Here is a 17648-nt window from a genome sequence, read left to right on the forward strand (position 1 = left end):
GGATAGATGCCCGAGGGGCGCGCATCCTACACCGGCAGTTAACCAGTCGTACAACTGACGGGAAAATGCCTGACATTGGGCAGCCGTCTCTGACTTAAGTTCTTACACTTGTCGCTTGCAGCTTAAAACTTGTCCCTGCGTGGCCCTATAATGCGCGCCGGTTTTTGGGGTAATGGTCATGAGTACAGAAGATCCGCGGTTTGCAGGCATCGCCCGTTTGTATGGCATCGAGGGCCTGGAACGCTTGCGCGCCGCCCATGTGGCGATCGTCGGCGTCGGTGGCGTCGGTTCCTGGGCGGCGGAAGCCATGGCCCGGTGCGGGGTGGGCGAGATTTCGCTGTTCGACCTCGACGACGTCTGCGTCAGCAATGCCAACCGCCAGTTGCATGCGCTGGACAGCACTGTCGGCAAACCCAAGGTCGAGGTGATGGCCGAGCGTTTGCGCGGGATCAACCCTGATTGCACGGTGCACGCGGTGGCTGATTTCGTTACCCGCGACACCATGGCCGAATACATCACGCCGAACATCGACTGCGTGATCGACTGCATCGATGCGGTCAACGCCAAAGCGGCGCTGATCGCCTGGTGCAAACGCCGCAAGATCCAGATCATTACCACCGGCGGCGCCGGCGGGCAGATTGACCCGACGCTGATTCAGGTTTGTGATCTGAACCGCACCTTTAACGACCCGCTGGCTTCGAAAGTGCGCTCGACCTTGCGCCGGGACTACGGCTTTTCCCGCACCGTGACCCGCCACTACAGCGTGCCGTGTGTGTTTTCCACGGAACAGCTGCGCTACCCCAAACCGGACGGCAGCATTTGCCTGCAGAAGAGTTTTGTCGGCGACGGCGTGAAGCTCGACTGCGCCGGCGGGTTTGGCGCGGTGATGATGGTCACGGCGACGTTTGGTATGGTCGCGGCGACCAAGGCTGTGGACAAGATTGTGGCGGGGGTGCGGCGCCCCGCTGACCGAGTAAAACCTCAGGCTTGATGTTGGGGCTGCTGGCCTCTTCGCGAGCAGGCTCGCTCCTACAGGGGAATTCATTTCAAATTGTAGGAGTGAGCCTGCTCGCGAAGGCGATTAGCGCGCCAGCTCATTCATCCGCTGGAGCACAGCATTCAGGCCATTGCTGCGCGACGGCGATAGCTGGCGCGAAAGGCCGAGCTGATTAAACCACTCCGGCAAATCCACCTGCTGCAACTCCGCCGCCGACAACCCGTTGACCCGCAACAGCAACAACGCCACCAATCCGCGAATCATCCGCGCATCGCTGCTCGCCTTGAACTGCCAATGACCGTCGCGCAAATCACCGACCAGCCACACCTGGCTCTCACAACCATGCACCCGATTGGCCTCGCACTTTTCAGTGTCATCCAACGCCGGCAAGCGATCGCCAAACTGCATCAGCAGCCGCGCCCGCTGTTCCCAGCCAGCCGCGTTCTGAAAGATCTGCAGCGCCTCAGCCGCTTCCACCGACAGGCTCATCGCAACATCTCCAGCGCCTGATCCAGCGCCTCGAAAAAGCGCTCCAGATCTTCCGAATCGTTATACAGCGCCAGCGACACGCGAATCGCGCCGGCCAGTTCGAAGCTCTTCATCAGCGGCATGGCGCAGTGATGCCCCGCACGCACGGCAATGCCTTGTTCGGTCAGCAAGTGCGCAAGATCGGCGTTGTGCACGCCTTCGACGACAAAACTGGCCAGCGCCAATTGCGGCTTGCTGAGCAGGCGAATGCCATTGCGTGCGGCGAGGCCGTGCAGCAGATAGTCGTGCAGTGCCGCTTCGTGGGCAGATACGGCGTCCTGATCCAGACCGGCCAAGTAGTCGAGGGTTGCTCCGAGGCCGATGACGCTGGCGATCGGCGGTGTGCCCGCCTCGAACCCCAAAGGCGCCGGCCGGAAGCGCGAATCCTGATAGTTGGCGTCGAGCACCATCTCGCCGCCGAACTGCCAATGCTGCAATCGCTCCAGCGCAGCGTTGCGCCCGAACAGCACGCCCAGACCATCCGGGCCGTAGAGCTTGTGGCTGGAAAACACATAGAAGTCGCAACCCAGCGCCTGCACATCATGCCGGCCGTGCACCACACCTTGCGCGCCATCGACTACCGTGAGCGCGTTCTGCGCCTTGGCCATGCCGAGCAAAGCGGTCAATGGCTGCCAGGCGCCAAGCACGTTGGACAACTGGCTGACCGCCAACAAACGTGTGCGCGGGCCGATCAGATGCACGGCAGCCGCGAGGTCGATCAGGCCGTCGGCATCCAGCGGCAGGATCACCAGTTTCAGCTGACGGCGTTGCGCCAGTTGCTGCCACGGCAGCAGGTTGGCGTGATGCTCCAGAGCGCTGATGACAATCTCATCGCCCGGCTGAAACAGAGGCTCCAGACCATAAGCCAGCAGATTCAGCGCGCTGGTGGCACCATGCGTGAAGATGATTTGCCCGCTGTCACCGGCATTCAGCCATTGGCCAACCTTGCGCCGACTGTCTTCGAACGCTTGTGTCGCGTGGGCACCGGGCAGGTGTTGCGCACGATGTACATTGGCCGCGCCGTTGGCGTAGTAATGCGTCAGTGCGTCAAGTAGGGCTTGTGGTTTTTGCGTGGTGGCGGCGCTGTCCAGATAGGTCTGGTCTTGCCGTTGCAGAGCGGCGATGGCCGGGAAATCGGCGCGCCAGGGGAGGGGATCATCATGAGTTCAGCCCTGTGAAATTGGGCGGGGTGTACGCCAAACCTGTAGGAGTGAGCCTGCTCGCGATGACGGTGTGTCAGTCAACGTATCCGGTAACTGATACACCGCTATCGCGAGCAGGCTCACCCTACAATCGATCGTCCAGGCGCTTAGTTGTGAGCGTGCAGCGCTTCGTTCAGTTCGATCGCCGATTTGTGGGTTTTGCACTCCACAGCACCGGTTTCCGAATTGCGACGGAACAGCAGGTCAGTCTGACCGGCCAATTCACGCGCCTTCACCACCTTGACCAGATTGTTGTTTTCGTCGAGCAGCGCAACCTTGGTGCCAGCGGTCACGTACAGGCCCGATTCCACAGTGTTGCGGTCGCCCAGCGGAATGCCGATACCGGCGTTGGCGCCGATCAGGCAGCCTTCGCCGACCTTGATCACGATGTTGCCGCCGCCCGACAGGGTGCCCATGGTCGAGCAACCGCCGCCCAGGTCCGAACCCTTGCCGACGAAGACGCCAGCGGAAACGCGGCCTTCGATCATGCCCGGGCCTTCGGTGCCGGCGTTGAAGTTGATGAAACCTTCGTGCATGACGGTGGTGCCTTCGCCGACATAAGCGCCCAGACGCAGACGTGCCGCATCAGCGATACGCACGCCGGCCGGTACTACGTAGTCGGTCATTTTCGGGAACTTGTCCACCGAGAACACTTCCAGCAGCTCGCCGCGCAGGCGTGCTTCGAGTTGCATTTCCGCCAGTTCGCTCAGGTCGATCGCGCCCTGGCTGGTCCACGCCACGTTCGGCAGCAGCGGGAAGATACCGGCGAGGCTGACGCCGTGCGGCTTGACCAGACGGTGCGACAGCAGATGCAGCTTGAGGTAGGCCTCAGGCGTGGAGGTCAGTTGCGCGTCTTCGGCCAGCAAAGTGGCGACCAGCGGCTTGTGGCTTTCGGCCAGGCGGGTCAGGAGCTTGCCTTGCACGGCGTCGATGCCTTTCACGGCTTCTGCCAGTTGCGCAGCCTGGGCGGTGGTGAAGGTGATGGCCTGGTTGCCTTCGCTGTAACCGAGGATCGGTGCAACAGCCGCGACCAGTTCGGCCGAAGGATTGAGCAGTGGCTGTGCGTAGAAAACTTCCAGCCATGCGCCTTGACGGTTCTGGGTGCCGACACCAAAGGCGATGCTGAACAGGGAATTGGACATGTGAATACCTCTACAAAGAGTGACGGGCTGCTTACTTCAGAGCAGCCGCGTAGATATCTGGCTTGAAGCCAATCAGGGTTCGGTCACCGAGATCGAGCACCGGGCGCTTGATCATCGAGGGTTGCGCGAGCATCAGTTCGATGGCTTTCGACTGGTCGAGATCGGCTTTGCGTTCGTCGTCGAGTTTGCGAAAGGTCGTGCCGGCGCGGTTCAACACGGTTTGCCAGCCGTGCTCGTCGCACCATTGGCTCAGGTGCTCACGGTCAATGCCGGCGGTCTTGTAATCGTGAAAGTCATAGCTGACAGCGTGTTCATCAAGCCAGGTGCGCGCCTTTTTCATGGTGTCGCAGGCTTTGATGCCGAAAAGGTGCAACGTTTTACTTGAAACGGCCAAGGAATCGCCCCCTTTACAGGTGCTGGGAAAAAATGGTGACGGATTATGCCATGACCGGACGGTTTCGTCGGCCACGGTTGTCGTAACGCTGTAAAACCTGTGGGAGCGAGCTTGCTCGCGAACGGGGCCTGTCAGTCAACTTCTGTGCTGAATGACACACTGCATTCGCGAGCAAGCTCGCTCCCACATTTAGTCCGGCGTCCAGGCGTGCGACGTATGTGCAACGGTCAGCCACAGCCTAAGGCGCTAATATGGCAGTTCAACGCTGTCGATCGCCTGAGATTCTGGTTTTATGCAAACTGCTTACACCGTCCTGATCCTGCTGATGCTGGTCAGCCTCTCGCGCCTGGTCGGGCGGGTCATCCCGCTACCGTTGCCGCTGGTGCAAATCGCCGCCGGTGCCTTGCTCGCCTGGCCGACTTTGGGCCTGCACGTCGCCCTCGATCCCGAGTTGTTCCTGTTTCTGTTCCTGCCGCCGCTGCTGTTTTCCGATGGCTGGCGCATGCCCAAACGCGCACTCTGGCAACTGCGCGGGCCGATCCTGACCCTGGCCGTCGGCCTTGTTCTGTTCACCGTAGTCGGCGCCGGTTATTTCATTCATTGGCTGTTGCCGACGATTCCGTTGCCGGTGGCCTTTGCTTTGGCAGCGGTTTTGTCGCCGACCGACGCCGTCGCAGTTTCGGCGATTTCGCAGAACCGCTTGCCAACGCCGCTGATGCACATGCTGCAAGGCGAGGCGCTGATGAATGACGCCTCGGGCCTGGTGACCTTCAAGTTCGCCCTCGCTGCGGCGGTCACAGGCGTGTTCTCACTGACCAATGCCAGCCTGACGTTCGTCGCGGTGGCGCTGGGTGGTCTGGCGGTCGGCGTGGCGTTGAGCTGGCTGGTCGGGCGCCTGCGCGCGTGGATGATCGCCCGGGGCTGGGACGATCCGGCCACTCACGTGGTGTTCATGTTGCTGCTGCCGTTCGCCGCTTACGTATTGGCCGAACGTTTGGGCGCTTCAGGGATTCTCTCGGCGGTAGCGGCAGGGATGATGCAGAGCTGGCTCGACCTGTTGCCACGCCAGACCAGCACACGCTTGCTCAACCGCAGTGTCTGGGCGCTGCTCGAATTTGCCTTCAATGGCTTGATCTTCTTGCTGCTCGGCCTGCAGTTGCCAGACATTATCAAGGCCGTGGTCAGCCACGAACCGACGCTGTGGCCGACCCTGTTCTACCGCTGCCTCGATGTACTGGCGATTTTCGTTGCGCTGGTGCTGCTGCGCTTCATCTGGGTGCAGAGCATCTGGCGCTTGTCGGTGTTGCTGCGCCGAGTGCGCGGCAAGGGTGAGCTGACGCAAGTGCCGACGGCGCGTTCATGCTGGTTGCTGACGGTGGGCGGTGTGCGCGGGGCGGTGACGCTGGCGGGCGTGATGTCGGTGCCGATGCTGATCGGCGCCGAGGCTTTTCCTGAACGCGACTTGCTGATTTTCATTGCTGCCGGGGTGATTCTGCTGTCGCTGGTCTCGGCCTGTATCGCGCTGCCCTTGCTGCTGCGCGGCATCGACAAAAGTCCCGACGACAAGCGTCGTCAGGAAGTGCGCGACGCTTGGCGCAAGACTGCCGAAGCGGCGATTCACTCGCTGGAAAGCGAAGAAGTGGTCCCACAGGATGCCGCTCAAGCGGCGCTGGCAGCAGAGCTCAAGGCGCGGATCATGTCCGAATATCGCCATCAACTTGATGTGTTCAACGATTCCGCCGAAGCCCAGGCGCTGGCATTCCAGATGGATCTGCTTGAACGGCGTTTGCGCTTGAAAGCACTGCGCGCGCAGCGTCTTGAGCTTTACAGTCTGAGCCGTCAGCACCAGATCGGTGATGACGTGTTGCGAGAAGTGCTCGGGGAACTGGATTTGAGCGAGGCCAATCTGGGGCAGGTCAAATAACCGCTTGAGCGCTTGCAGCAGTGGCTGCCGCAAGCGCTCCGCAATCACTTCTGGCGGGTGATGAAATCACGAATCCGTTCGGCGGCTTCAACGCACTCAGCCAGCGGCGCAACCAGCGCCATGCGCACACGGCCCGCACCCGGATTGACGCCATCGACATCGCGAGACAGGTACGAGCCCGGCACAACGGTCACATGCTCCTGCTCGAACAGATCACGGCAGAACGCCGCGTCATCGCCTTTTACATTCGGCCACAGATAGAAGCTGCCATCCGGGCGTTGCACGTCCAGCACCGGGCTGAGAATGTTCAACACTGCATCAAATTTCTCGCGATACAGCGCACGGTTAGCGCGCACGTGCACTTCGTCATTCCACGCGGCGACGCTGGCCAGTTGGGTTTGCACAGGCATCGCGCAGCCGTGGTAAGTGCGATAGAGCAGGAAACCCTTGAGGATGTCGGCATCGCCGGCAACGAAGCCTGAACGCAGACCCGGCAGGTTGGAGCGCTTGGACAGACTGTGGAAGACCACGCAGCGCTTGAAGTCATTGCGACCCAGTTCGACGCAGGCGCTGAGCAGGCCCGGCGGTGGGGTTTGCTCGTCGAAGTACAGTTCGCTGTAACACTCGTCGGCGGCAATCACGAAGTCGTACTGATCAGCCAGGGCGATCAGCTTCTTCAGGGTCTCGACCGGAATCAGTGCGCCGGTCGGATTGCCCGGCGAGCACAGGAACAGAATCTGGCAGCGCTGCCAGATCTGCGGCGCTACTGCGTCGAAGTCCGGGTTGAAGCCGTTTTCATCCAGGCACGGCAGGTAATGCGGCTTGGCCCCGGCGAGGAACGCCGCACCTTCGTAGATCTGATAGAACGGGTTGGGGCTGACCACCAGCGCATCGTCGCCACGATTGACCACGGTCTGGGTGAAGGCGAACAGCGCTTCACGAGTGCCGTTGACCGGCAGCACATTGCGCGCCGGATCGATCCAGCCGTTCGGCACACCGAAGCGCCGCTCGCACCAGCCGGCGATGGCTTCGCGCAGAGCCGGAATGCCGAGAGTGGTCGGGTACACGGCCATCTGATCCAGATTATTCGCCAGCGCTTCGGCGACAAAACTCGGCGAACGGTGTTTCGGCTCGCCGATCGACAGGGCGATCGGGCGTTTGTCCGGGTTCGGCGTAACGCTGCCGAGCAGGGCGCGGAGCTTTTCGAACGGGTACGGCTGGAGCTGGTTCAGAGCGTTGTTCATGGGGGCCTCTTTTAAATGCTCAAGAGCTTTCTGTGGCGAGGGATTTATCCCCGTTGGGCTGCGCAGCGGCCGCCAAACCATTCACTGCGGTTCAACTGAATGTCCGCATACACAGGTTTCACGACTGCTTCGCAGCCGAACGGGGATAAATCCCCTCGCCACAGGGGATTGTATGTACCGGAGGAAAGCATGGGCTGCATTCACAGGGATAAACGGGTGATTCAGATACTGATCCGCGAAAGTTTGATATCCGGTTCCTGATTGACGCTCAGTTGCTCGACGATCGCATCCTGCAAACGGCTGCACAGCAGCGGATCGGACAGCGGCTGGTTGTGCGCGTCGGTGATGAAGAACACGTCTTCCACGCGTTCGCCCAGGGTCGCAATCTTGGCGTTTTGCAGCGACAGGTCGAACTCGAGGAAAATCCCCCCGACCCGCGCCAGCAGGCCCGGCCGGTCGGGGGCCGTGAGTTCCAGCACGGTTACCGGACGCTGGGCATCGTTGTGAATGGTGACCTGCGGCGCAAAGGCAAAATGCTTGAGCTGGCGCGGCACGCGGCGCTGGATGATCGTCGGGTAATCGTCCGGGTTGCGCAGAGCTTCGGTCAGACCTTCGCGGATCTGCTTGATCCGCGCCGGGTTGTCGCCGATCGATTCGCCTTCGTTGTCGAGCACGATGTAGGTGTCGAGGGTGAACTGGCTGCTCGAGGTAATGACCCGGGCGTCGTGAATGTTCAGGTTGAGCTGGTCCATCGCGGCCACGGTCACGGCGAAGAAGTCGTGCTGGTCCGGCGCATAAATGAAGATCTGCGTGCCGCCCTCGAACTCGCGCTGGGTGGTTTCCTTGATCAGCACCAGCGGCCCGCCATCGACCGGTTGCTGCAGGATCGCATCGCTGTGCCAGGCTACATCGCCGGCGGTATGACGCAGAAAATAGTCATCGCCCAATTGCGCCCACAGCTGCTCGACATCGTCCGGGTCGGTACCGCCGCGCACGAGGATGTCCAGCGCCGCGCTTTGCGTCTGACGGATCTGTTCTTCGCGGTCCACCGGATTTTCCAGACCGCGGCGCAGGGCCCGTTTGGTTTCGGTGTAGAGCTGGCGCAACAGGCTGGCGCGCCATGAATTCCACAGCGTCGGGTTAGTCGCATTGATGTCGGCCACGGTCAGCACGTAGAGGTAGTCGAGGCGGGTTTCATCGCCGACCGCCTGGGCGAAATCGTGGATCACCTGTGGGTCGGACAGATCCTTGCGCTGCGCAGTGGTGGACATCACCAGGTGGTTCTGCACCAGCCAGACGATCAGGCGGCTGTCCCACACCGGCAACTGGTGACGCTGGCAGAACGCTTCGGCATCGACTGCGCCGATCTCCGAGTGATCGCCGTGCCGGCCCTTGCCGATGTCGTGGTACAGGCCGGCCATGTAGATCAGTTCAGGCTTGGGCAGTTTGGCCATGAGCTTGGCGGCCAGCGGAAATTTCTCCGAGACCTGGGTGTACTGCAGTTTGCGCAGGTGTTTGATCAGGTTCAGCGTGTGCGCATCGACGGTATAAATGTGGAACAGGTCGTGCTGCATCTGCCCGACGATAAAGCCGAACTCCGGCAGATAGCGCCCGAGAATGCCGTAACGGTTCATCCGCCGCAGATTGCGGTGGATGCCGATCTTGCACTTGAACAATTCGATGAACAGGCTGGTGTTGCGGATATCGTTGCGGAAGTTGTCGTCGATCAGGTGCCGGTGTTCGCGCAGCAGACGAATGGTGTCGGCGCGCACCCCTTTGATTTCCGGCTGCTGGGCCATCAGCACGAAAATTTCCAGCATGGCGAACGGCGTGCGCCTGAACACGTTGTCATTGCGCGCTTCGATGTAGCCGTCATGCAGCTGGAAGCGCGAATTAATCGGTTGTGGCGGCGCTTCGTCTTCCGGGGCGAGGATGACTTCCTCGAAGTGCTGGATGATCAGGTCGCTCAACTGGGCGATGCTCATCACTGTACGAAAGTATTGCTGCATGAAGTTTTCGACCGCCTGTTTGGCGTCGTCACCTTCAAAACCGAGCAGGCCGGCAATGGTGCGCTGGTGATCGAACAGCAAGCGGTCTTCGGAACGACCGGCGAGCATGTGCAAGGCATAACGCACTTTCCACAGGAATTCCTGCGACGAGGCGAGCAGGGCGTTTTCGCTTTCGACCAGGAACCCTTCGCCGGCGAGGGCGCGCAGGTTCAGGGTGCCGTACTGACGGCGGGCGACCCACAGAATGGTCTGAATATCGCGCAGGCCGCCGGGCGAGCCTTTGACGTTCGGTTCAAGGTTGTATTCGGTGTCGTTGTATTTGTGGTGACGTGCTTTCTGTTCGGCACGCTTGGCGAGGAAGAACTCCTTGGCCGGCCACATGTGCGCGGTGCTGGTGACATCGAGCATGCGCTGACGCAGACGCTCGGGGCCGCAGATGGTGCGGCTTTCCATCAGGTTGGTGACCACGGTCAGGTCGGCGCGGGCTTCTTCTGCGCATTCGTCGACCGAGCGCACGCTCTGGCCGACTTCCAGGCCGATGTCCCACAGCAGGGTCAGAAAGCGCTCGATGGAATCGCGGAAAACTTCATGGTCAGCGCTGTCGAGCAGGATCAGCAGATCAATGTCGGAGTAAGGGTGCAGCTCGCCGCGACCGTAGCCGCCCACTGCCACCAGAGCGATGTCGGCGTCTTCGCTCCAGTTGAACTGCTCCCAGGCTTTTTGCAGGATGTTGTCGACAAACCAGGCGCGGTCTTCGATGAGGCGGCGGATATCGCGGCCATTGCGAAAACGCGTGTCGAGGACCTCGCGGGCCTGGCGGATCGCCTTCTTGAACGCCGCGATGGGGCTAGCTTTGAGGGCCAGTTCAGCCTGGAACTGGCCGCGGTCGAAGAGTTCGGGATCCACCTGCGGCATCGATTGGCTTTCCTTCTGTAGGCTGGGAACGTACTGGGTCTCAGGCCGAGATGCGCGGGATGGTGTCATCGCTGCGCAAGGTGAAGATCTCGTAGCCGCTGTCGGTCACCAGCAGCGTGTGTTCCCACTGGGCCGAAAGCTTGCGGTCCTTGGTGATTGCGGTCCAGCCGTCGCCCAGAACCTTGGTGTCAGCCTTGCCCTGGTTGATCATCGGCTCGATGGTGAAGGTCATGCCAGCCTTCAGTTCCATGCCAGTGCCGGCGCGGCCGTAGTGCAGGATCTGCGGTTCTTCGTGGAAGACCTTGCCGATGCCGTGGCCGCAGAACTCGCGCACCACCGAGAAGCCGTTCTTTTCCGCGTGCTTCTGGATCACTTCACCGATATCGCCAAGGCGGCAGCCGGGTTTGACGATCTCGATCGCCTTGTACATGCATTCCTGGGTGACTTGCGACAGGCGCTCGGCCCAGACCGGCACTTCGCCGACGTGGAACATGCGGCTGGTGTCGCCGTGGTAGCCGTCCTTGATCACCGTGACGTCGATGTTCAGCGTGTCGCCGTTTTTCAGCGGCTTGTCATTCGGGATGCCGTGGCAGACCACATGGTTGATCGAGGTGCAGATCGACTTCGGATAGCCTTTGTAGTTGAGCGGGGCAGGGATGGCCTGCTGCACATTGACGATGTAGTCATGGCAGATCTGGTTGAGCTGATCAGTGGTCACGCCCGGTTTGACATGTTCGGCAATCATTTCCAGCACATCGGCGGCCAGTTTACCGGCGACACGCATGCCAGCGATGTCCTCGGGTGTTTTGAGGTTGACGGTCATACAGGCTCTCTCTGCGCTCGGCGGCGCTTACGGATACGAATTGGGTGGCAAGCGTACATTTTGCGACCCTGAAAAACGCGATTCTACCAGACGGGAGGCGCAAATCCGCGCCTGCATGTCCGGCTTCTATCTATACAATGGTGCGCATCGAGCCGATTCCAAGGGGGCTGCGCCCATGTCCCTGGTGCGAATACAGATTCCGGGTTCCGTTTCTGCGCACCCTGTGGTATAAAATGCGCCGCTTTCCGGGGATGCCCCGAAAAGCTTAAATCCACACACGTGTCGACACGATGACCTGGGTGCCTTGGGCTTTATGCCTCTGGTTGGTCATTGGGATACGTGGAGGCCAAACCCGACTTATCAAGGAACTATCATGTCCCAAGTCAACATGCGCGATATGCTGAAGGCCGGTGTGCACTTCGGTCACCAAACCCGTTACTGGAATCCGAAAATGGGCAAGTACATTTTCGGCGCGCGTAACAAGATTCACATCATCAACCTTGAAAAAACCCTGCCAATGTTCAACGAAGCTCTGACTTTCGTAGAGCGTCTGGCCCAGGGCAAAAACAAGATTCTGTTCGTCGGCACCAAGCGTTCCGCTGGCAAGATCGTTGCTGAAGAAGCAGCACGTTGCGGTTCGCCGTACGTCGATCACCGCTGGTTGGGCGGCATGCTGACCAACTTCAAGACCATTCGTGCTTCCATCAAGCGTCTGCGTGACCTTGAAGTTCAAGCCGAAGACGGTACTTTCGCCAAGCTGACCAAGAAAGAAGCGCTGATGCGTTCCCGTGATCTTGAGAAGCTGGATCGTTCGCTGGGCGGCATCAAGGACATGGGTGGTCTGCCGGACGCACTGTTCGTGATCGACGTTGACCACGAGCGCATCGCGATCACCGAAGCCAACAAGCTGGGCATCCCGGTCATCGGCGTTGTCGATACCAACAGCAGCCCGGAAGGCGTTGACTACATCATCCCAGGCAACGATGACGCCATTCGCGCTATCCAGCTGTACATGGGTTCGATGGCTGACGCAGTTATCCGCGGTCGCAACAATGTTGCTGGCGGTACTGTTGAATTCGCAGCTGAAGAAACTCAGGCTGCAGCTGAGTAATCGACGCCCCTGGCGTTGACTCAGTAAGCAAAAAGGGGCTTGGCCCCCTTTTTGCCACCTCGAAAACCATTTGTCGGCGCCCACGTCTGTATTTGTCATGTGCGGCAGCCAACATGGGTGGTTCGGGAAGAATTGAACGCCCGTTCGATCGGGTGGAATGGTTGAAAACCTATCCAAGAGGAATTTGAAAATGGCAGCAATTACTGCAGCGTTGGTCAAAGAACTGCGCGAGCGTACCGGCGAAGGCATGATGGATTGCAAGAAAGCCCTGGAAAAGGCTGACGGCGACATCGAAAAAGCCATTGATGACATGCGTGCTTCGGGCGCCATCAAGGCTGCGAAAAAAGCTGGCAACGTTGCCGCTGAAGGCGCAATCGCCATCAAATCGAATGACAAGGCAGCCGTGCTGCTGGAAGTCAACTCGCAGACCGACTTCCTGGCTCTGCAAGACGACTTCAAGAACTTCGTTGCTGCCAGCGTAGAAAAAGCTTTCGACGAAAAACTGACCGACGCAGCTCCGCTGATCGCCGCTCAGGAATCGGCTCGTGAAGCTCTGGTTGCCAAAGTCGGCGAGAACGTCAACATCCGTCGTCTGGTACGCGTAGAGGGTGACGTTGTCGGCACTTACCTGCACGGTAACAAGATCGGTGTTGCTGTTGTCCTGAAAGGCGGTGACGTCGAGCTGGCCAAAGACATCGCTATGCACGTTGCTGCAAGCAACCCTGAGTTCCTGCTGCCTTCGCAAGTCTCCGACGAAGCGATCGAGCGCGAGAAGGCTGTGTTCCTGCAGCTGAACGAAGAAAAGATCAAAGGCAAGCCAGAAAACATTGTTGAGAACATGGTCAAAGGCCGTATCAGCAAGTTCCTGGCAGAAGCGAGCCTGGTCGAGCAGGCGTTCGTCAAGAACCCTGAAGTCAAGGTTGGCGAGCTGGCCAAGAAAGCCGGCGCAGAAATCGTTTCCTTCACTTACTTCAAAGTAGGCGAAGGCATCGAGAAGCCGGTCGACAACTTCGCTGAAGAAGTTGCTGCCCAGCTGGCTGCCGCCAAGCAATAAGACGGTTTTTCAACTGTCGCCCGAAAGAGGCTGCCCGCTAACGCGCGCAGCCTCTTTTCAGATGGGGTACCAATTTTTTATTTGGTTTCCACCCGGAACTGACTTACAAAGCCATGTTCCGATGGCGCTGCAGCAGCGCCAAGCTAGAGTGAACGCCAGCTGTAAACAGCTCGCAAAGAATTTTTAAATACGCCGCAGGAGAGATTCGCAATGGCTCAGCAGGGCAGTGGTTATCAGGCTCGCTATAAACGCATTCTACTCAAGCTTAGCGGCGAGGCCCTGATGGGCTCGGAAGAGTTCGGGATCGATCCGAAGGTGCTGGATCGCATGGCACTGGAAGTCGGCCAACTGGTCGGCATCGGCGTTCAGGTCGGTCTGGTGATCGGCGGTGGCAACCTGTTTCGCGGTGAAGCCCTGAGCAAAGCCGGTATGGATCGGGTAACAGGCGACCACATGGGCATGCTGGCCACTGTGATGAACGCTCTGGCCATGCGCGATGCGCTGGAACGTGCCAATATCTCGGCCATCGTCATGTCGGCCATTTCCATGGTCGGTGTGACCGATCACTACGATCGCCGCAAAGCCATGCGCCACCTGAACTCCAAAGACGTCGTGATCTTCGCGGCCGGTACCGGTAATCCGTTCTTCACCACGGATTCGGCAGCCTGCCTGCGTGCAATCGAAATCGACGCCGACGTTGTGCTCAAGGCCACCAAGGTTGATGGCGTCTACACCGCAGATCCGTTCAAAGACCCGCATGCCGAGAAGTTCGATCATCTGACTTATGATGAAGTACTGGATCGCAAGCTGGGCGTAATGGATCTGACTGCTATCTGCCTGTGCCGCGATCACAAGATGCCGCTGCGCGTATTCAACATGAACAAGCCCGGCGCCCTGCTGAACATTGTGCACGGCGGCGCTGAAGGGACTTTGATCGAGGAAGGCCAACAATGATCAACGAAATCAAGAAAGACGCCCAAGCGCGTATGCAGAAATCCCTGGAATCTCTGAACCACGCGTTCGGCCAGATTCGTACCGGCAAGGCTCACCCGAGCATCCTCGGCAGCGTCATGGTGCCTTACTACGGTACTGACACTCCGCTGAGCGGCGTTGCCAACGTCACCGTGAAAGATTCGCGCACCCTGCAGGTCGTGGCCTTCGAGCGCAACATGCTCGCTGCCGTCGACAAGGCGATCCAGAGCGCCGGGCTGAACCTCAACCCGACCAACCTGGGCGAGTTGCTGCTGATCCCGATGCCGGCCCTCACCGAGGAAACGCGCAAAGGTTTCACCAAGCAGGCCCGTAGCGCAGCGGAAGACGCGCGCGTTGCTGTGCGCAACATCCGTCGTGATGCCTTGGGCGAGCTGAAGAAACTGGTCAAGGACAAGGAAATCAGTGAAGACGAAGAACGTCGTGCCATCGCTGATATCGACAAGCTGACCAAAGAATCCGAGGCCCAGATCACCAAGGCCACGGACGAGAAAGAAAAAGACCTGATGGCCGTATAAGGGTCGAGCTTTAAATGGACAAGACCAAGCAGACTGCGCCGTCCGCGGTGCCGCGCCATGTCGCGATCATCATGGATGGCAATAATCGCTGGGCGAAAAAACGCTTTATGCCGGGTGTCGCCGGGCATAAAGCGGGCGTGTATGCTGTGCGGGCGGTGATCGAGGTGTGCGCTGAGGCCAAGGTCGAAGTCCTGACCCTGTTCGCTTTTTCCAGTGAAAACTGGCAGCGCCCGGCCGATGAAGTCAGCGCCTTGATGGATCTGTTTTTCAAGGCCTTGCGTCGTGAGGCCAAGCGCCTCAACGACAACAACATCAGCCTGCGCATCATTGGCGATCGCTCGCGCTTCCACCCTGAGCTTCAGGCGGCGATGCGCGAGGCCGAGGCCATGACCGTCGGTGCCAACCGCTTTGTCCTGCAGATCGCCGCCAACTATGGCGGTCAGTGGGATATCGCGCAGGCCGCGCAGCGTCTGGCGCGTGAAGTCCAGGCCGGGCACTTGCGCCCGGAGGACATCACCCCGGATCTGCTGCAGACCTGTCTGGCCACCGGCGACCTGCCGTTGCCTGACCTGTGCATCCGCACCGGTGGCGAGCATCGCATCAGCAACTTCCTGCTGTGGCAGCTGGCCTACGCCGAGCTGTACTTCTCCGACCTGTTCTGGCCGGACTTCAAACACGAAGCCATGCGCACCGCGCTGGCCGATTTCGCTTCGCGCCAGCGTCGCTTCGGTAAAACGAGCGAACAGGTCGAAGCTGGAGCCCGGGTTTAATGCTTAAACAACGAATCATCACTGCACTGATCCTGCTGCCGATTGCCCTGTGCGGGTTTTTCCTGCTCAAAGGTGCCGGCTTCGCGCTGTTCATTGGCCTGGTGGTGAGCCTCGGTGCCTGGGAATGGGCGCGTCTGGCCGGCTTCACCGCGCAATCGTTCCGCGTCGGCTTTGCGGCTGTGGTCGCATTGATGCTGTTCGTCATGTATGTGCTGCCAGGCCTTGCGCCTTGGGTGCTCGGTGCATCGGTGATCTGGTGGGCGATTGCAACTTATCTGGTGCTGACCTATCCACGCTCGAGTGCGCACTGGTCCACTGCGGCGACCAAGCTGCTGATTGGCCTGCTGATCCTGCTGCCTGCGTGGCAGGGGCTGGTGCAGATCAAACAGTACCCGCTGGGTAACTGGTTGATCATGGCGGTGATGGTGCTGGTCTGGGGCGCGGATATCGGTGCTTATTTCTCCGGGCGCAAGTTCGGCAAGCGCAAGCTGGCGCCGCACGTCAGTCCGGGCAAGAGCTGGGAAGGCGTTTACGGTGGTCTGGCGCTGAGTCTGGTGATTACCGCGATCGTCGGGCTGGTACGCGACTGGACCGTGGCCGAGCTGCTCAAAGGCCTGATCGGCGCTGCAGTGATCGTCTTTATTTCCGTGGTCGGTGACCTTACCGAAAGCATGTTCAAGCGCCAGTCCGGCATCAAGGACAGCAGTAATCTGCTGCCCGGCCATGGTGGCGTGCTGGACCGCATCGACAGCCTGACCGCAGCCATTCCGGTGTTCGCCGTATTGCTCTGGATGGCCGCACCGTGAGTCGTCCCCAGCAGATTACCGTGTTGGGTGCGACCGGTTCGATCGGTCTGAGCACTCTGGATGTGATTGCCCGTCATCCTGAGCGTTATCAGGTTTTTGCATTGAGTGGTTTCTCGCGCCTCAGTGAGTTGTTCGCGTTGTGCGTGCGCCATGTGCCGCAATTTGCCGTGGTGCCTGAAGTGACCGCCGCGCGCGGTTTGCAGGATGACCTACGTGCAGCCGGTTTGCCGACTCGCGTTCTCGTAGGCGAGGAGGGCCTGTGTCAGGTTGCCTCCGCGCCTGAAGTCGACGCGGTCATGGCGGCCATTGTCGGTGCGGCGGGTTTGCGTCCGACACTGGCTGCGGTCGAGGCGGGCAAGAAGATCCTGCTGGCCAACAAGGAAGCGCTGGTGATGTCCGGTGCTCTGTTCATGCAGGCCGTGCGCAAAAGCGGCTCGGTGCTGCTGCCGATCGACAGCGAACACAATGCGATTTTTCAGTGCATGCCAGCGGATTTTGCGCGCGGCTTGAGCTCGGTGGGTGTGCGGCGGATATTGCTCACAGCCTCTGGCGGTCCTTTCCGGCAGACGCCGATGGTCGAACTGGCAGATGTTTCGCCTGAACAGGCTTGCGCGCATCCGAACTGGTCCATGGGGCGTAAGATCTCCGTGGATTCGGCAAGCATGATGAACAAGGGCCTTGAGTTGATCGAAGCCTGCTGGTTGTTCGATGCCAAACCGGCTCAGGTCGAAGTGGTGATTCATCCGCAAAGCGTGATTCACTCTCTGGTCGATTACGTCGATGGCTCGGTCCTGGCGCAGTTGGGTAATCCGGATATGCGCACACCGATTGCCAACGCATTGGCCTGGCCGGAGCGTATCGATTCCGGCGTACCGCCATTGGATCTGTTTGCCATTGCGCGACTGGATTTCGAGGCGCCCGATGAAAGCCGCTTCCCCTGCCTTCGTTTGGCTCGTCAGGCGGCCGAAGCCGGTGATAGCGCGCCGGCGATGCTCAACGCGGCCAATGAAGTGGCCGTGGCGGCGTTTCTCGACGGACGGGTTCGCTACCTGGAAATCGCGAGTATCATCGAGGAGGTCTTGAACCTGGAGCCGGTGGTAGCGCTGAACGACCTCGACGCCGTGTTTACGGCGGACGCGAAAGCGCGAGTGCTGGCCGAGCATTGGTTGAGTCGGCACGGCCGATAGTTTCTTGTAACGCAACGGCGACACGCGACACTGA

At 60.0% G+C, this 17648-nt stretch carries 16 protein-coding genes; 9 read left to right on the plus strand and 7 right to left on the minus strand.

Going from position 1 to position 17648, the window contains the following annotated elements:
- The first annotated feature begins 172 nt into the window (after positions 1-172).
- On the plus strand, positions 173-991 hold the full coding sequence (gene tcdA, locus ACZZZ4_RS14325; protein WP_039762445.1) for a tRNA cyclic N6-threonylcarbamoyladenosine(37) synthase TcdA: 819 nt from the start codon (positions 173-175) through the stop codon (positions 989-991).
- 90 nt (positions 992-1081) lie between these two features.
- Here the strand turns inward: tcdA and ACZZZ4_RS14330 are convergent, their stop codons facing one another.
- The 4 genes from ACZZZ4_RS14330 to ACZZZ4_RS14345 form a co-directional block, all read right to left on the minus strand.
- Positions 1082-1486: a SufE family protein gene (locus ACZZZ4_RS14330; RefSeq protein ID WP_463548075.1), complete on the minus strand. Its 405-nt coding sequence runs from the start codon at positions 1484-1486 to the stop codon at positions 1082-1084.
- Entirely contained in the window at positions 1483-2649 is a 1167-nt protein-coding gene (locus tag ACZZZ4_RS14335) for an aminotransferase class V-fold PLP-dependent enzyme (protein WP_463549278.1), read from the minus strand. The genes ACZZZ4_RS14330 and ACZZZ4_RS14335 overlap by 4 nt, the downstream gene beginning before the upstream one ends.
- A gap of 185 nt (positions 2650-2834) precedes the next feature.
- Complete coding sequence (gene dapD / locus ACZZZ4_RS14340; protein WP_039762452.1) at positions 2835-3869, minus strand: 2,3,4,5-tetrahydropyridine-2,6-dicarboxylate N-succinyltransferase; 1035 nt, start codon at positions 3867-3869, stop codon at positions 2835-2837.
- Positions 3870-3900: 31 nt separating this feature from the next.
- Positions 3901-4263 (minus strand): ArsC family reductase, encoded by a 363-nt coding sequence (locus tag ACZZZ4_RS14345; protein ID WP_130911686.1) that lies wholly within the window; start codon positions 4261-4263, stop codon positions 3901-3903.
- Positions 4264-4555: 292 nt separating this feature from the next.
- Here ACZZZ4_RS14345 and ACZZZ4_RS14350 point away from each other — a divergent pair, with 292 nt between their 5' ends.
- Positions 4556-6187 carry a Na+/H+ antiporter gene (locus ACZZZ4_RS14350; protein ID WP_415763520.1) on the plus strand — a complete coding sequence of 544 codons (1632 nt, stop codon included), beginning with the start codon at positions 4556-4558 and terminating at the stop codon, positions 6185-6187.
- A gap of 44 nt (positions 6188-6231) precedes the next feature.
- On the opposite strand, the gene dapC is transcribed toward ACZZZ4_RS14350, so the two are convergent.
- The 3 genes from dapC to map all read right to left on the minus strand — a co-directional run bounded on the left by dapC (position 6232) and on the right by map (position 11178).
- Positions 6232-7431 (minus strand): succinyldiaminopimelate transaminase, encoded by a 1200-nt coding sequence (gene dapC / locus ACZZZ4_RS14355; RefSeq protein WP_129998762.1) that lies wholly within the window; start codon positions 7429-7431, stop codon positions 6232-6234.
- A 221-nt stretch (positions 7432-7652) separates the two neighbouring features.
- Positions 7653-10355, minus strand: a complete 2703-nt coding sequence (locus ACZZZ4_RS14360; protein ID WP_016771478.1) for a [protein-PII] uridylyltransferase — start codon at positions 10353-10355, stop codon at positions 7653-7655.
- A gap of 40 nt (positions 10356-10395) precedes the next feature.
- Positions 10396-11178, minus strand: coding sequence for a type I methionyl aminopeptidase (map, locus tag ACZZZ4_RS14365; RefSeq protein WP_463548076.1), 783 nt, complete (start codon positions 11176-11178; stop codon positions 10396-10398).
- A gap of 373 nt (positions 11179-11551) precedes the next feature.
- Between map and rpsB the strand changes: the two genes are divergently transcribed.
- The 7 genes from rpsB (at position 11552) to ispC (ending at position 17614) form a co-directional block, all read left to right on the plus strand.
- On the plus strand, positions 11552-12289 hold the full coding sequence (gene rpsB / locus ACZZZ4_RS14370) for a 30S ribosomal protein S2 (protein WP_003222119.1): 738 nt from the start codon (positions 11552-11554) through the stop codon (positions 12287-12289).
- A gap of 190 nt (positions 12290-12479) precedes the next feature.
- Entirely contained in the window at positions 12480-13343 is an 864-nt protein-coding gene (gene tsf / locus ACZZZ4_RS14375; protein ID WP_016771476.1) for a translation elongation factor Ts, read from the plus strand.
- Positions 13344-13553: 210 nt separating this feature from the next.
- Positions 13554-14297: a UMP kinase gene (gene pyrH, locus ACZZZ4_RS14380; protein ID WP_003222124.1), complete on the plus strand. Its 744-nt coding sequence runs from the start codon at positions 13554-13556 to the stop codon at positions 14295-14297.
- Positions 14294-14851 (plus strand): ribosome recycling factor, encoded by a 558-nt coding sequence (frr, locus tag ACZZZ4_RS14385; protein ID WP_007954771.1) that lies wholly within the window; start codon positions 14294-14296, stop codon positions 14849-14851. Before pyrH ends, frr begins: the two co-directional genes overlap by 4 nt.
- A 14-nt stretch (positions 14852-14865) precedes the next feature.
- A complete protein-coding gene (gene uppS, locus ACZZZ4_RS14390; protein ID WP_463548077.1) occupies positions 14866-15621 on the plus strand; it encodes a polyprenyl diphosphate synthase in 756 nt (251 codons plus the stop codon).
- Positions 15621-16427, plus strand: coding sequence for a phosphatidate cytidylyltransferase (locus ACZZZ4_RS14395; RefSeq protein ID WP_039762465.1), 807 nt, complete (start codon positions 15621-15623; stop codon positions 16425-16427). The genes uppS and ACZZZ4_RS14395 overlap by 1 nt, the downstream gene beginning before the upstream one ends.
- Complete coding sequence (gene ispC, locus ACZZZ4_RS14400; RefSeq protein ID WP_039762466.1) at positions 16424-17614, plus strand: 1-deoxy-D-xylulose-5-phosphate reductoisomerase; 1191 nt, start codon at positions 16424-16426, stop codon at positions 17612-17614. The genes ACZZZ4_RS14395 and ispC overlap by 4 nt, the downstream gene beginning before the upstream one ends.
- The last annotated feature ends 34 nt before the right edge of the window (positions 17615-17648 follow it).

The sequence above is a fragment of the Pseudomonas sp. AC252 genome (assembly GCF_979258105.1).

Coding starts and splice junctions, on each gene's coding strand:
- dapC (WP_129998762.1), bottom strand. CDS start 7,431: ATGAACAACGCTCTGAACCAGCTCCAGCCGTACCCGTTCGAAAAGCTC.
- frr (WP_007954771.1), top strand. CDS start 14,294: ATGATCAACGAAATCAAGAAAGACGCCCAAGCGCGTATGCAGAAATCC.
- ACZZZ4_RS14330 (WP_463548075.1), bottom strand. CDS start 1,486: ATGAGCCTGTCGGTGGAAGCGGCTGAGGCGCTGCAGATCTTTCAGAAC.
- tsf (WP_016771476.1), top strand. CDS start 12,480: ATGGCAGCAATTACTGCAGCGTTGGTCAAAGAACTGCGCGAGCGTACC.
- pyrH (WP_003222124.1), top strand. CDS start 13,554: ATGGCTCAGCAGGGCAGTGGTTATCAGGCTCGCTATAAACGCATTCTA.
- ACZZZ4_RS14350 (WP_415763520.1), top strand. CDS start 4,556: ATGCAAACTGCTTACACCGTCCTGATCCTGCTGATGCTGGTCAGCCTC.
- rpsB (WP_003222119.1), top strand. CDS start 11,552: ATGTCCCAAGTCAACATGCGCGATATGCTGAAGGCCGGTGTGCACTTC.
- ACZZZ4_RS14395 (WP_039762465.1), top strand. CDS start 15,621: ATGCTTAAACAACGAATCATCACTGCACTGATCCTGCTGCCGATTGCC.
- dapD (WP_039762452.1), bottom strand. CDS start 3,869: ATGTCCAATTCCCTGTTCAGCATCGCCTTTGGTGTCGGCACCCAGAAC.
- uppS (WP_463548077.1), top strand. CDS start 14,866: ATGGACAAGACCAAGCAGACTGCGCCGTCCGCGGTGCCGCGCCATGTC.
- tcdA (WP_039762445.1), top strand. CDS start 173: ATGGTCATGAGTACAGAAGATCCGCGGTTTGCAGGCATCGCCCGTTTG.
- map (WP_463548076.1), bottom strand. CDS start 11,178: ATGACCGTCAACCTCAAAACACCCGAGGACATCGCTGGCATGCGTGTC.
- ACZZZ4_RS14360 (WP_016771478.1), bottom strand. CDS start 10,355: ATGCCGCAGGTGGATCCCGAACTCTTCGACCGCGGCCAGTTCCAGGCT.